The 12,748-nt window shown below is 62.8% G+C and carries 10 protein-coding genes; 4 read left to right on the plus strand and 6 right to left on the minus strand.

Going from position 1 to position 12,748, the window contains the following annotated elements:
• Positions 1–62: 62 nt before the first annotated feature.
• From eno to THIDRDRAFT_RS04425, 6 genes are all read right to left on the minus strand, one after another.
• Positions 63–1,328 (minus strand): phosphopyruvate hydratase, encoded by a 1,266-nt coding sequence (gene eno / locus THIDRDRAFT_RS04400; protein ID WP_007039602.1) that lies wholly within the window; start codon positions 1,326–1,328, stop codon positions 63–65.
• Between the two features lie 209 nt (positions 1,329–1,537).
• Complete coding sequence (locus THIDRDRAFT_RS04405) at positions 1,538–1,876, minus strand: hypothetical protein (protein ID WP_007039603.1); 339 nt, start codon at positions 1,874–1,876, stop codon at positions 1,538–1,540.
• On the minus strand, positions 1,855–3,498 hold the full coding sequence (locus tag THIDRDRAFT_RS04410; RefSeq protein WP_007039604.1) for a hypothetical protein: 1,644 nt from the start codon (positions 3,496–3,498) through the stop codon (positions 1,855–1,857). Before THIDRDRAFT_RS04410 ends, THIDRDRAFT_RS04405 begins: the two co-directional genes overlap by 22 nt.
• A complete protein-coding gene (locus tag THIDRDRAFT_RS23560) occupies positions 3,495–7,328 on the minus strand; it encodes a DUF4132 domain-containing protein (protein WP_007039605.1) in 3,834 nt (1,277 codons plus the stop codon). The genes THIDRDRAFT_RS04410 and THIDRDRAFT_RS23560 overlap by 4 nt, the downstream gene beginning before the upstream one ends.
• 162 nt (positions 7,329–7,490) lie before the next feature.
• Complete coding sequence (locus THIDRDRAFT_RS04420) at positions 7,491–7,895, minus strand: hypothetical protein (protein WP_007039606.1); 405 nt, start codon at positions 7,893–7,895, stop codon at positions 7,491–7,493.
• Positions 7,896–7,928: 33 nt separating this feature from the next.
• Complete coding sequence (locus THIDRDRAFT_RS04425) at positions 7,929–8,375, minus strand: hypothetical protein (protein WP_007039607.1); 447 nt, start codon at positions 8,373–8,375, stop codon at positions 7,929–7,931.
• A gap of 154 nt (positions 8,376–8,529) precedes the next feature.
• Between THIDRDRAFT_RS04425 and THIDRDRAFT_RS04430 the strand changes: the two genes are divergently transcribed.
• The 4 genes from THIDRDRAFT_RS04430 (at position 8,530) to THIDRDRAFT_RS04445 (ending at position 11,820) form a co-directional block, all read left to right on the plus strand.
• Positions 8,530–9,006 carry a MarR family winged helix-turn-helix transcriptional regulator gene (locus tag THIDRDRAFT_RS04430; RefSeq protein ID WP_007039608.1) on the plus strand — a complete coding sequence of 159 codons (477 nt, stop codon included), beginning with the start codon at positions 8,530–8,532 and terminating at the stop codon, positions 9,004–9,006.
• A 277-nt stretch (positions 9,007–9,283) separates the two neighbouring features.
• Positions 9,284–9,658: a hypothetical protein gene (locus THIDRDRAFT_RS26655; protein ID WP_007039609.1), complete on the plus strand. Its 375-nt coding sequence runs from the start codon at positions 9,284–9,286 to the stop codon at positions 9,656–9,658.
• A 5-nt stretch (positions 9,659–9,663) separates the two neighbouring features.
• Positions 9,664–9,963, plus strand: coding sequence for a transposase (locus THIDRDRAFT_RS26660; RefSeq protein ID WP_245535783.1), 300 nt, complete (start codon positions 9,664–9,666; stop codon positions 9,961–9,963).
• 21 nt (positions 9,964–9,984) lie between these two features.
• Entirely contained in the window at positions 9,985–11,820 is a 1,836-nt protein-coding gene (locus tag THIDRDRAFT_RS04445) for a sensor domain-containing diguanylate cyclase (RefSeq protein ID WP_083827433.1), read from the plus strand.
• The last annotated feature ends 928 nt before the right edge of the window (positions 11,821–12,748 follow it).

Consider the following 12,748-nt stretch of genomic DNA (forward strand, 5'->3'; position numbering starts at 1 on the left):
CGAGTCTGGGCTCAGCCATGTCCACAAGCCCCCAACACAACGCATATCGGGTAGTGAAAGGCTCAGCGCCCAAAGCGGGCCGCCGCCCCGAGTTCCCGCTCGATCTCCAGTAGGCGGTTGTACTTCGCAATGCGCTCCGAGCGGCACGCCGAGCCGGTCTTGATCTGGCCACCGCCCATCGCCACCGCGAAGTCCGCCATGAAACTGTCCTCTGTCTCGCCCGAACGATGGGAGATCACGATCCCCCAACCGGCGTTGCGACAGAGCTGAATGGCGGCGATGGTCTCGGTCACAGTACCGATCTGGTTGAGCTTGATGAGGACCGCATTGCAGGCGTGCTCGCCGATGGCGCGCGCAATGAACTTGGTGTTGGTCACGAGCAGGTCGTCGCCGACGATCTGGATCTTGTCGCCGAGGGCGGCGGTCATGCCCTTGAAGCCCTCCCAATCGTTCTCGGCATGGCCGTCCTCGATCGAGACGATGGGGTATTTGTTCACCCACGCCTTGAAGATCTCGGTCATTTCCTCGGCGTTCTTGTCTCCTTGACCACTGCGCGAGAGCCGGTATTGCCCCTCCTCGTAGAAAGAGCTGGCCGCCGGATCCAAAGCGATGGCGATATCCTCGCCCGGTCTGTAGCCAGCGGCGACGATCGCCTCGACGATCAGCTCGCAGGCTTCGTCGTTGCTCTTCACCTGCGGGGCGAAACCGCCTTCATCACCGACCCCCGTGGCATAGCCCTTGGCCGCCAGGATCGTCTTCAGGGCATGGAAGGTCTCGGCACCGTAGCGTAGCGCCTCGGCGAAGCTCGGCGCCCCGATAGGGAAGATCATGAACTCCTGAAAATCCATCCCTGAGTCGGCGTGCTTACCGCCGTTGAGCACGTTCATCATGGGCACAGGCAGATGCACCGCGCCCACACCGCCGAGGTAGGCATAGAGCGGCAGACCGCAGCTTTGGGCCGCCGCGCGGGCAACCGCCTGCGAGACCCCGAGTATCGCGTTGGCGCCCAGGCGCGCCTTGTTCTCGGTACCGTCGAGGTCGATCATGGCCTGATCGATCTGCGCCTGCTGGCGTGGATCGCATCCAGCAAGGGCCGGAGCGATGGTGTCGTTCACGTTGGCGAGCGCCTTCAAGACACCCTTGCCGCCATAGCGGGCGGCGTCGCCGTCGCGCAGCTCGACCGCTTCGTTCTCACCGGTCGAGGCGCCAGAGGGCACCGAGGAGGTGCCTGTGATGCCGTTATCCAGATGGACGTTGACCCGCAGCGTCGGGTTGCCTCGGGAGTCGAGAATCTCAAGGGCGTCGATGGCTTGGATGCGTGGTGTCATGGTCGTGCTCCCTTCTCGGTATCTCAGGTTGATGGACAGGACCGCAGCACTTGGACCCATGCGACAGACATGGGCGGTGAAGAGATCATCAAGATGCGCACAATGTCGGCGCCTCGCGTAATAGCCGCATGGCGGCGAGAAGCGGACGGCTTGGCTTCAAGCATCAATCATGGCGCATTTTCGTCTCGACTCCATTGCGGTATGGTCATCTAGGCGAGCGGCTGAGGCGTCCCTTCGGCGCGGCACCCCGCCGGGTGCGCCAGGCGATCCGCATCGCGCAGCCGCTGCAGGGTCTCCAGCCAGACGAGGAGATCCAAGAAGGCCGCCGTGGCGGTCGAGGCATCCTCCGCGCGCGACAGCCTTTGTGCGAGACGCTGGACCTGTGGCCACTCGGCGCTCCCCTCCTCGTCCAAGAGCCGGTCGAGCGCGGAGCGCGCGGCGGCGGAGGGTGAGGCGCAGCCGGTCTGTAGCCAGAGTTCGAGACAGGCCCGCCAGCGGTCGAGCAAGCGATCGATGCCGGTAGCATCTACAGGGTCAGACTCATCCATGCGGCGGCTCCGTCGTTCAAGAGGGCGATGGGATCGAGCGCCAAGCCGGCCTGGGCGCGATAGAGGGTCCCGAACAGCAGCCAGCCTTGGGCCGTGCCCGGTGCTCGGGTCTCCATGCGCTGGCGCTTCAAGGCGCTGACGGGATCGCGGACCAGAATGCCGATGGAGAGCTCCGCACCCTTGGAATCCGTCACGGTCTGCGTCCACCATTGGGTATGCGGATCGAATTGCCGGGAGCCGGTCTGGACGATACGGATCACCACCGGCAAACGCGGCGGTGGCGCCATGAGGTCCTGGACCATGGCCTCGGCGAAGCGTCCGCGCAGGGTGGCAAAGTCGGTCTCGACCGGCAGTTCCGCCGCCGGATCGCGCAGTGCGCAGTGCTCCAGACGGGTACCTGGGCGCCCGGACAGACGCCCCTCGGCACTGACCCAACCGGTCCGCAACAACACCTCGGAGGCCGGCAGCTCGCGCAGCGGCGGACCCTCGGCCCAGCGACCATGCCTCCAGACCTCGACTGGATCCCAGTGGCCCTGTTGGTCTTGCAGTGGACGGCGGGTCTCGGTCAGACGGTACCAGCGCCCTTCACCAGGCGCGTAACAATGGACGCTGAGACCTTCCTGACCCAGTCGTCCCTGCCAATGCTCGGCGGCCACACCGATCAACCGCAGTCCGGCAACCTTGCGATAGAGGGCACGATTGACGCCGGTCAGACGCAGCAAGGGGACCTGCGGCGCCGCCTTTTCGAGACTGCCGACCAGCAGGCGCAATGCAGCGAGCGTGCCGCCGATGCCCCGCACGTCGGCAAAGCTGCGTCCCTGACGATCCTGCTCCAGCAGGTCCAGCAGCGCAGCCATCAGTGCACCGACGCGCGGAAGATCCGCCTGACGGGCCGCCGTGCCCAGGACGCTCCCCTGATCGGTCATCGCCGGGGACAGTCCGGTCAGCCCGGCGCCCGCCAGTTGCGTCATCCACCGAGCGATGGCCGCGAGCGACTCGGTCTGATCGCGGCTCAGCGCGTTCTCGACCGACGCCGGGTCGAACAGACCCAAGCGGCGGCGCAGCTCCAGGACCACCAGCGCCCGATGCGGGCAACGGGGCGCGCCGCAGGTGCAGGTCGCGGCCTCGGGTCCAGCGGATCGGGCCATGCGCACACGCTCGCTCTCGCGCTCCGTGACCTCGGCGACCCAGCCCGCAGACCCCTCCTCCAGCTCCGGGATCAGACCGAGCCGCATCCAACGCCCGGCGCGATCCCAATGCGCCCGGCCCAATGCCCGGACCAGCGGGGCCTCGTCTCCGAGCAGCCAGTCCGGGTCGGCCGCTTCCGACTCCGCGACACTCGCCTTCCGCGCCGTCTTGGCCAGCAACAGCAGCGCCACCAGGTGGTGACAGGTCGCGGTCGCCGGACAGCCGCAGTCGAGCCGATCGAAGCCCGGTCCGCTCAACGTCTGACGATGACCGTCGAGCCGCGTCGTCAACCGCTCGCCGTCCGTCTCGACGCCATCCGCGCCGCTGGCATCCGCCAGCTTGCGCCCGCGTCGCAGCAGACCCTTGTTGGCCCAGTCCTCGATGTCCCCGTCGCCGATCTCGGCGAGCCAGGCGTCGATGGCGGCGAGCGTCACGACTTGGTGAGGATGCGCAGTTTCTCGATGACGGTCGCGACGAGCCGTGGCGGCACCTCGCCCAAGGCAAGCAGGTTGGATGAGCCCCACTCCTCGCCCATACGCCGGAATTCGAGGTCGCCGAGGATGCAGTCCTCGTCGAAGCTCATACTGATTTGGCATTCCTGCATGCCGATCTCGACCCGGATCCGGCTGAGCGGATAGCCGTGGGTGTAGCCGAAGATGTGGGTGCCGTCCTGATCCGCGACCCTGTAGTCCCACTTGGTCATGAGTCGCTTGACGTTACCCCAAGGCGCCTTGGCACCGGAGAAGCGGCTGAGCGACAGCGATGCGCGCTCCTCGTCCTCCAGGCCGTTCACGGGCGCCTCGGTCTGGACGATGAAGGGGGTCAACTCATAGTCGGCGAAGTGGTCGCGCCAACCGGCGATCTCCGCCTCCGTCGACTCCAACGGATGCCAGAGACGCACCTCGCCCTCGACGAGCACGACCGGCTCGTCCTCGCGATCGATCAGCGAGCCGTCCTCGCTGATGCGAAAACTCTGAACGCCCTGCGCCGTCGTGCCGCTCCAGATCAGGCTCTTGCCGACGAGCAGCAGGATCGGATGCTCCAGGAACAGTTGCTGCCAGCGCCCCGTGCTCCAGGACTTGCCGCAGTCGAAGGCCTCCTCAAGCCGTGGCCCCAACTGCTGGACCACCGGCTTGACGTTCTTCTTCAGCAGCGCGAAGCGGCTCTCGGCCACCGCGCGCAGCGCCGGGTCCTCGTCCTTCTTGGCCTTGGGCAGTGACTTGCTCTGCTTGCCCGTACCACCGTGGATGACCCGCAGCGACAGGTCCGGCATCAACAGGGCGCGATAGACATAGGGGCCGACGTCCAGCACCAAACCATCCGGCCCCATGTCCAGCGTGGGCACCAGCTCGTCGTACAGCTCCTGGAGCGGGAGACCCCGACGCTCGGCGGCATGCCGCAGGGCCTGGTAGGCATCCCCGCGCACCACGTCCCGATACTTGCCGGTCTTGCGGATCTCATCGAGCGTAAAGAGCGCATAGGTGGTATCCAGCTCCCCGAGGGTTCCGACCACCCATCCAGCGCGCTGGTAGTGCTTCTTGTTCCAGAGCGCGACCAGCTCCTTGAGCTGGGGAACCAGCCGGTCATCCCCGAAGGCCGACGCCAGACGCAGCACCCAGCGGTCCTTGTTGTCCGCCGCGCCCTGCCCCCAGGCATCCACCAACCGGGATGCCAGCTCGGCGCGCTGCTCGGTGCCGAGCAGCGCCCACAACTGCCGCACGCCACGCGGCATCTGCCCCCATTCCTCGTCGCGCACCAGCATGCAGCTCCAGTGCAAGGCATCGCGCGAGAACGGCAGGTCCAGGTCCTCGATGCGCGGATTCCACAATCGCTCCAGCGCATCGCTGCGCTTGCCCTTCAGTCCCTTGAGCGCCTGGGCCTCGAAGGCGGCGAGATCCGCGCCCATCAGTGGATCCAGGTCCGAGACGTCGCGACCGAAGTGCTCCAGCCGATCGAGGATGTGGCCGCGCTGGATGTCGGTCCAGCGGCTCGCCCGCTCGCCGAGACAGTCCTCCAGCACCGGCGCCGCATCGGCATCGCTGCGCTCGCAGAGACCGCGCAGTGCGAGATCGCGGACCGCCTTACGGCTGTCGGACAGCAGGCCAGCATCGCGCAGACGTCCGGGCGAAATCCGGGCCAGTCCCTTGGCCGCATGCGGCAAGACCGTTTTCTGGCTCGCGAGCGCCTGTAGCTGAGGCAGGCTCGCCTCGAATCCCGCCTCACACAGATGCAGCAAGGCCCAGCGGGCGGCATCGCGCTGTGCCAGCAGGGGGGCGGGATCATCGGCCATACCTCGATCGAGCAGCGCGACCACGGACGGCTGATTGAGCCAATGGTTCAATCGATAGTCTCCAGCCCCATCGAGCTCGCTCGCGAGCGCATTCAGCACGGCGCGACGGCTCGCGAAACCGAGCCAATCCCAGGCCGCGTTCGCGACGCGCCAGTCGACCTCCTCGATCGTCGAGAACGCCCGATCGGACAGGGCCGGGTCTTGCAGATACCAGTCGCGCAGCCGGTCGAGGGCCGGCCCCGCAACCTCCGCGAGCGCCCCGCCCTCCTCGTCCTCCTCATCCTCGGTCACCGAGGCCGCCTGCGAGAAGGCCTTGAGCAACAGGACTCGCTCATCGCCCGCGACGCGGTGCGCCCAAAACCAGTCCATCCACTCATCCGGGAGGATCGATGGCTGCTCGCACCAGATGCGCAGACAATCCGCTCGGCGCAAGGCCAACAGTTCCTCGTCCGGCGCCAACCCATCGAGCTGCCAGCCCAGGTTGGCGATCGCCACCTCTTGCAGCTCAGAATCGCAGCGGCTGTCGAGGATCAGCCGCCGCAGCAAGGCGCGGTCACCGACCAAGCACAGATGCGAGGCCCGCAGACGATCGACCCCATCGGGATGCGCCTCGACCCAATGACTCAACACCCGCGCCTGGACCTGGCCTTGCACGCTGTCGGACCAGCGATAGCAGCGACGCGCCCCGTCCGCCCCGATCCGTTCGAGCAGTTCCAGGGTCAGGTCGCTGCCGACCTCGGCGATCAGCCAGTCGGCCATGCCATCCCAGCTCGCACTGTCGCCGCGTGCAGGCAACTGCGCGGGCAGCAGCCCCTCGCTCGCCAGGACGCGCGCCATCGCGAGCCAGCCGCCCGGCTGACCCTTGCAGGCGGAGAGATGATGCGCGGCAAAGGCAACACGCTGGGACGGCGTCAAGGCCGCGACGAAACCCGCGAAGCCGTCGAACGCGGATCCGAGCAGGTCCATGACGCCCGCCAGATACTGGAAGGCGTCGTTGCGCAACCGCCGGGGGTGCTCCAGCATGAAGGTCCGGGTCCGCTCATCGACCAGCGCCAGCCAGGGATTGTCGGCATCGGCGCCCTCCTCGAAATCGATACCCGAGACGATGGTCAGGATCCAACCCCTCAGATCGAACAGCCCCGCCCGTGCCGCCCGCGTGATCGCCTTCGCCTGCGTATCGACATTGATCGCCGCCTCGGCGGCGATGCGTCCCGCCACCAACGCCTCGATCGAAAAGAAGGGTGCCTCCAGCATCACCCAGCGGGCGTAGACCTCGCCGGTCCGCTGATCCGCGTCCAGGTTGCGGACCTCGGCCAGCAACGGACGATAGTCCTGCCATGCAACATCGGGACGCGCCCCCGCTTCGATCCGCGCCTTCAGCGCCAAGAGCCAGGCGGTCACGGGCTCGGCATCGCTTTCATGCATCAGAAAGCCGAAGAGGGTCTCGGTGTCCGGCGCATCCGGCACGCCGGAGAGCCCCGCCGCCATCTCGACATAGGCCCCACAGAAGGCCCGCAGACGCTCGACGAGCGCGACGGCTCGCCGCTTGGCCTCGTACCGGTCGAATTGGTCGAACAGCGCCGCCTGACGCTTGCGGTCGATGCCCAGCGGGTCCAGACAGGCCCGGCGGTCCTCAGACTCGACCCAGCGCCCCATCAACACGCGCATGATCACCCGCCGACAGTCACCGTTGATCAGTCCACGCTCGACGATGGCGTCCAGCACCAGCTCGGCGGTCTCGCGCCCACCCTCCAACGCTCGCAGCAGCGGCGTCTTGCCGGAGGCATCGAGACGCATCGGATCCGCCCCCTGGGTCAGCAGCAAGGCGACCGCACCGGGGCGCTGATGCTCCACGGCATAGCCCAGAGGCGTCAGCCCCTGGTCATCGATCGGGTTCTCCAAACTGTCTGGAGTCAGTGCCTGCTCGATGGCCTGGGCATCGTCTTCCTGGATAGCGGTGGTCAGCGTCCCCATGGGGCGAGGTCTCCTCGGGTCGGTTCTTTTGTTGTCGGCGATGCATCGCCCGAACGGACGCGCCTGCTCGACTCGGATGGGAGTCGACGGCGCGCCCGAGCAAGTTGGGAACCTTAACCCGAAGTCGCGGCGCGTTTCGTGACCCTTGGCACAGGGCCGCACCTATCGAGAGTCTACGCAGCGCTCGACCACCGCCGAGCACCGCTTAATGCGGCCGAATCCCCAGCCTGCACGATTGTCGTGCGCAATCGAGACGATGCGCCCATCGCGCACCCGAATGTCGAAGACGCAGGCCGAGGCATCGCGTTCGGGATCCGGGGCGGGTTCGGCCAGCAGTCGTCCCTCGGCATCGTGCGATTGGGCCGACGAGTACCGATGCAGCCGCGTCGAAGAGGAGCCGGGCACATCACGGATCTCCAGTGGTTCGCCGATGCAATGCGCCAATACATCGGCATCCTCGCCGATCAGCGCCTGTTCGGCCCTGTGCAGGGTCTTCAGATGAGGGGCGCCGCAGCCGGCGAGTGCCAGCGCGGGAAGTGCAACGAGCAAGACGTGCTTGGTACGCATGGTTTCTCTCCTCAGATGGATCCTTCCGGGTCTTCAGGCGGTGGCGGTGCGCAGCCGACCGCTCAAACGCAGACCGTCGCGCAGACTCATGCCAAGCAGGGCAATGTTGACGGCCCCCGCGATCAGCTCGACGGCCTGAACGCCATAGAAGACCGCATCGAGCGTGCCCGACTGAGCCTTGAAGGACAGCAGGAAGGCACAGGGGACCAGGATCAGCAGACCGTTCGCGGCAATAAGCGGCATGCGTCGGCGCTTGGCGGCGACCAGTCCGCCGGACCGGTCGCGCGCGATCGCGAAGCCCGACCCGCCAACCGCCGCGAGAGCCGGGATCAGGATCGTCAGGCCCCAGGGAATGGCGGTCTTGACTGCGACGATGGTGGCCGTGTCGCCAAGCGTCTCTGCCAAGACCGTGGCGACCCAGAAGGTCAGGATGGTCAGCAGCGCGATCGCGCCGGCGACGGGATGGAGGCGTCTGGGCATGGCATAACTCCGTCTCGAATAAAAAACATAGCAGGCTATATAACATTGCATATCAAGCTATGCAAGTGGTACCAAGACGGAATCCGGCCGCTGGGATGCGTCGATCGCATCCTTCCGGACAACGTGGGACAGGCTTCAATCGAGACGAGATCAGATGACCTTCAACAAAGACGAGTCGGCGGGCTATCTCGCCAATCACCTGGCGCGGCTGTTCGCGCGCGAGCTTCAGGCACGGATCAAGCCGCTGGGATTGAGCACAGGGACCTTCCCGGCGCTGCTGGTGCTGTGGGAGGGCGATGGTCTGACCCAGCGCGAACTGATCGAGCACCTGGACATCGAGCAGCCGACCATGGCCAACACGCTGACGCGCATGGAACGCGACGGCCTGATCCAGCGTCGCAAGGATCCGGCCGACGGGCGGGTGCAGCGCATCTGGCTGACAGATCAGGCGCGCGCACTCGAAGGTCCGGCAACGGCGGCGGCCGAGGCGGTGAACGCCGACGCGCTAGCGGGGCTCGAATACGAGGAACGCGTGGCCTTCCAGGCGACGATGCGCCGAATCATCGCAACCCTGCAGGCTCCTGTCGGAGATCGGGGCATCCCGGCTAGGCGCCGTGCCGAATCCGCATAACCTTGGGTGGAGCCTATCGCGCCAGAGATGAGCTGGCCGAGACCCCGCATGACTCACGCCGTCGGGGACCGCCATACCAGATCCAGCTGATCGTCGTGTCCGTCGACGGCCTATTCGGGCTGGCAGAGGCCGTCATGGGCCAAGAGCGCATGAAGTCCGTCGGGATAACCGTTCCATTCCAGCGTAAGACGCGCTATTAGATCGCCAGCACCGGCACCGACGTGTCGGTCTTCGCCCGCGCCAGCACAATCCCGATGCCCGGGAAAATCTGGCGGTGATGCGGCGCGTTGACTTGACGCGCCTCAAGCACGACGACACCAAGCTCGGTATCCAGAGCAAACGCCTGAAAGCCGCCTGGACTACGTCTAGCAAGAAGCCCAAGCTCATCCCTGGAACGGCCGATCCCGAGGCACAGAAAACCTTCCTCGCCGAGCACGAAAAACTCAAGAAAACCAAGGGTGATGCGGATCCCATCTATTTCATGGATGCGGTCCACCCGCAGCACAGTCCACTCATCGCCCAGGGCTGGATCAAGCGCGGCGAGGTTTGCAAGATCCGCTCCAACGTCCGTTTCGACGACAGCATGAATGCGGTGTCTCGACCATCGCTCTGCTGCAGCAAATCGAGCAGCGGCATCCAGACGCGGCGGTGATTCACGTGATTTGCGACAATGCTCGCTACTATCGCTCCAAGGCGGTTCGTAAGCACTTGGAGACATCACGCGTGCAATTGCTCTTTCTTCCGCCCTATGCGCCAAACCTCAATCTGATCGAGCGATTCTGGAAGTATTTTAAAAAGATAGTGCTCTATAACCGCTATTTTGAGTCGTTCGCCGACTTCAAAGCGGCTTGCGAGAATTTCTTTCGTCACCCGAACCAATCTGATGGTGACTTACGATCGTTACTGACGGAAAACCTCGTCATTGTAGGCGAGCAAACGCCGAAAAATTGGCGTTAGCTCAGCATATTCAAAACGAAAATGGGCAATCCGATTTTGCATTTCACTCGATCCATCGTATCGGTCCTCCTGTTTCTGATGGCTTGCCCAGGAATTGCCGGCACGGATATTTCCAGCGCCAGCCGAATACCCACTTACGAGGTCTCAACAGCAGGAATCTCACCAGACCGATTCAGGGTCTACACCATTATGGACCCATCGAGAAGCTTGACAATCGACGAGATTGCGTCCGATCAAATCAAGGGTGATGGACCGACCGGTACCCTGAAACCTGCTCGTGTATATATCAAATCCCCTAACATCGATTATTGGCTCATCTTTCGACTCACGAACAGTTCGGAAAAACCCGTCAACCGTATCGTTCGCTTTGACGAACCTTTCGCGAAATATGCCAACATCTACTATAGAGAAGGAGATGAATGGAGGTTCCAATCGGCAGGGCTCGCGACGCCAATCGATAACCGCCCAGTTCATAATAGAAACCCGATCTTCCCGGTCAACATCGGACCGAACGAGACAAAAACCATTTATTTGAAGCTTCATTCCAATTACGGAATGATCACAATCGGAATTCATTGCAACGAGCCGGAAGCGTTTCTGAACTGGGAACTCCTGCAGACAGCCTGGTACATGTTCTACTTCGGTGCGACTTCCGCGCTAGTCGCATACAACCTCTTCTTATTCTTCGCATTGCGCGAAAAACTCTATCTATATTACGTGCTACATGGCACATGCTATATCAGTTGGGTTTTAATTTATAGCGGTTTCGACCTCTACCTGGGCGTCAGCGAGATCATGCATTACCGACTGAACTCGGTCGTCGACCTCGTACTCGTATTTCTCGCACTGTTCACCAGACAGCTCCTTCAGACCCCGATCAATCTCCCGCGAATCGACAAGGTGCTGATCGGGATAGCCGGCATTGCAATCATTCATGGAATTGCAAGCTATATTGAGATCACCTACTACCATTACATTACCTTTCTCGCCTTTCCTTCCTATCTGTTCTTCATGCTACTCGGTGTTTACGCGGTAATGAAGAACATCACCCTCGCCGGCTACTACCTCTTGAGCATGGGGCTCTATTTCTCAGGAATTATCGTGCTCGCCCTGCTGTTGATGGGCCTGATTCCCTACAACCCGCTCTCGCGGTATCTGTATATGCCAGGCTCCTTAGCCGAATTCACGACGCTCTCGCTCGCCCTGGCCTACCGGGTCCGGTTATTACAGAATCAGAATACGCTCTTCCAGAAACAATTGATTGAAACCGAACGACGAACCAAAGAACGGCTGGAACGAGCGGTCGCCGAGCGCACGGACGCACTCCGTAAGGCCAACACCGAACTGGAACGAATGGCGAAAAAGGACGGCTTGACCGGCTTGGCGAACCGGCGACTTCTAAATGAGCGTCTGCGCCATGAATGGAAAAGGCTCGCTCGGGAGCGCCAACCCATGGCCGCTATCCTATGCGATATCGATCATTTCAAGAAGTTCAACGATCAATATGGCCATCAGGGCGGCGACGAATGCCTGATCAAGGCCGCACGAACCATCGAACGCTGTCTCCATCGTCCCGGCGACCTGGCCAGCCGCTATGGCGGTGAAGAATTTTTGATCCTGCTTCCGAATACCGATAGCGCAGGCGCCCTCACCACGGCCGAAAGAATCCGTTCGGCCATTGAGGATCTAGCGATCAAACACGAAAATTCCGAGACGAGCGATCGCCTGACCATGTCCTTCGGAGTCGCTGCGGCGAATCCCCACGAAGGCGTCACCGCCGAACAGCTCGTGGCGGCGGCCGACGAGTCCCTGTATCGGGCCAAGAATCAAGGCAGAAATCAGGTCGTGCGCAGCTGAATGCCTACCCCACCGGAGAGAGAGCCCGCGTAGGGCGTAATAGCGATAACGTATTGCGCCGAAAGGAATGCCACACCGGCGCCAGACGTCTTGCCAACTTGCCTTCGCCGCGAGGAAGGCCTCGCCCAGCAGGGCGGGCGATCGCATCAAAATATTAGCGCATACGATTGGACTGGTTAGCCGGATTGCCCCAGACTCGTGCGCCCGTTTTTGCTGCCCTTGCGAGAGTCATAGCTTTACCCATAACTCGCCCCCGCAGAGCGCTGAGCCTCGAGAGCGAGCACGAACTCAGCCGCGTGCTGCAGTCCGATCCAGAGGGATTGCGGTCCTGTTACGTCCCGTGTGATTATCTACCTCAACGGCCAGAAAGGTAAGGCAGAAGTGATAGCAGGAGGCCCAACGTTAGCCGTCGGCATACCCGCTTCTGCTACATATAGCCGCAACGTCGATTTTGTCGACGATCTTGCCAGGGTTGATCCATTCGTATTCGGCGGTAGCGCAAAGTATGCTTATGCGTCATGGGGAATGACCTGGGCTGGATATAGCTACCAGGCGCTGCAGTTAGGAGATGCTCGAGCAATTGGAGGGGGGGGGGAGGTGGGGGGTGGACACCAAATGGGATAGGACGCTTCAATCGCATTCGGGGCTGGAATATCTACTGTTGTCAGCAGTTCCGTTGAACCATGCAAATGTGAAAGCCGATGATATTCTTTTTAAATAAGAAAATACGGCTGCAGCGCAAAATTGGCTACATGGGTAGCATCCTAATTGTTGGCGGAATTGTTCTTTTCTCCATAGGCGTTCCGTACGACTTAAGGTACGACCAGCTTCTTAAGCTGTCATCCACTTTGTTTGTTGCTGGCTTATCGCTCCTAATAGTCACGATGACGCATCATAACACAAAGAAAAAATATGGAGTTGTCGCGTT

This window comes from Thiorhodococcus drewsii AZ1, from assembly GCF_000224065.1.
In the GTDB taxonomy this organism is placed as follows: domain Bacteria; phylum Pseudomonadota; class Gammaproteobacteria; order Chromatiales; family Chromatiaceae; genus Imhoffiella; species Imhoffiella drewsii.

Excerpts from the sequence above, each read along its gene's own strand:
- THIDRDRAFT_RS04445 (WP_083827433.1), top strand. The coding sequence starts at position 9,985 with ATGGGCAATCCGATTTTGCATTTCACTCGATCCATCGTATCGGTCCTC.
- THIDRDRAFT_RS04425 (WP_007039607.1), bottom strand. The coding sequence starts at position 8,375 with ATGCCCAGACGCCTCCATCCCGTCGCCGGCGCGATCGCGCTGCTGACC.
- THIDRDRAFT_RS23560 (WP_007039605.1), bottom strand. The coding sequence starts at position 7,328 with ATGGGGACGCTGACCACCGCTATCCAGGAAGACGATGCCCAGGCCATC.
- THIDRDRAFT_RS04420 (WP_007039606.1), bottom strand. The coding sequence starts at position 7,895 with ATGCGTACCAAGCACGTCTTGCTCGTTGCACTTCCCGCGCTGGCACTC.
- eno (WP_007039602.1), bottom strand. The coding sequence starts at position 1,328 with ATGACACCACGCATCCAAGCCATCGACGCCCTTGAGATTCTCGACTCC.
- THIDRDRAFT_RS04430 (WP_007039608.1), top strand. The coding sequence starts at position 8,530 with ATGACCTTCAACAAAGACGAGTCGGCGGGCTATCTCGCCAATCACCTG.
- THIDRDRAFT_RS04405 (WP_007039603.1), bottom strand. The coding sequence starts at position 1,876 with ATGGATGAGTCTGACCCTGTAGATGCTACCGGCATCGATCGCTTGCTC.
- THIDRDRAFT_RS26655 (WP_007039609.1), top strand. The coding sequence starts at position 9,284 with ATGCGGCGCGTTGACTTGACGCGCCTCAAGCACGACGACACCAAGCTC.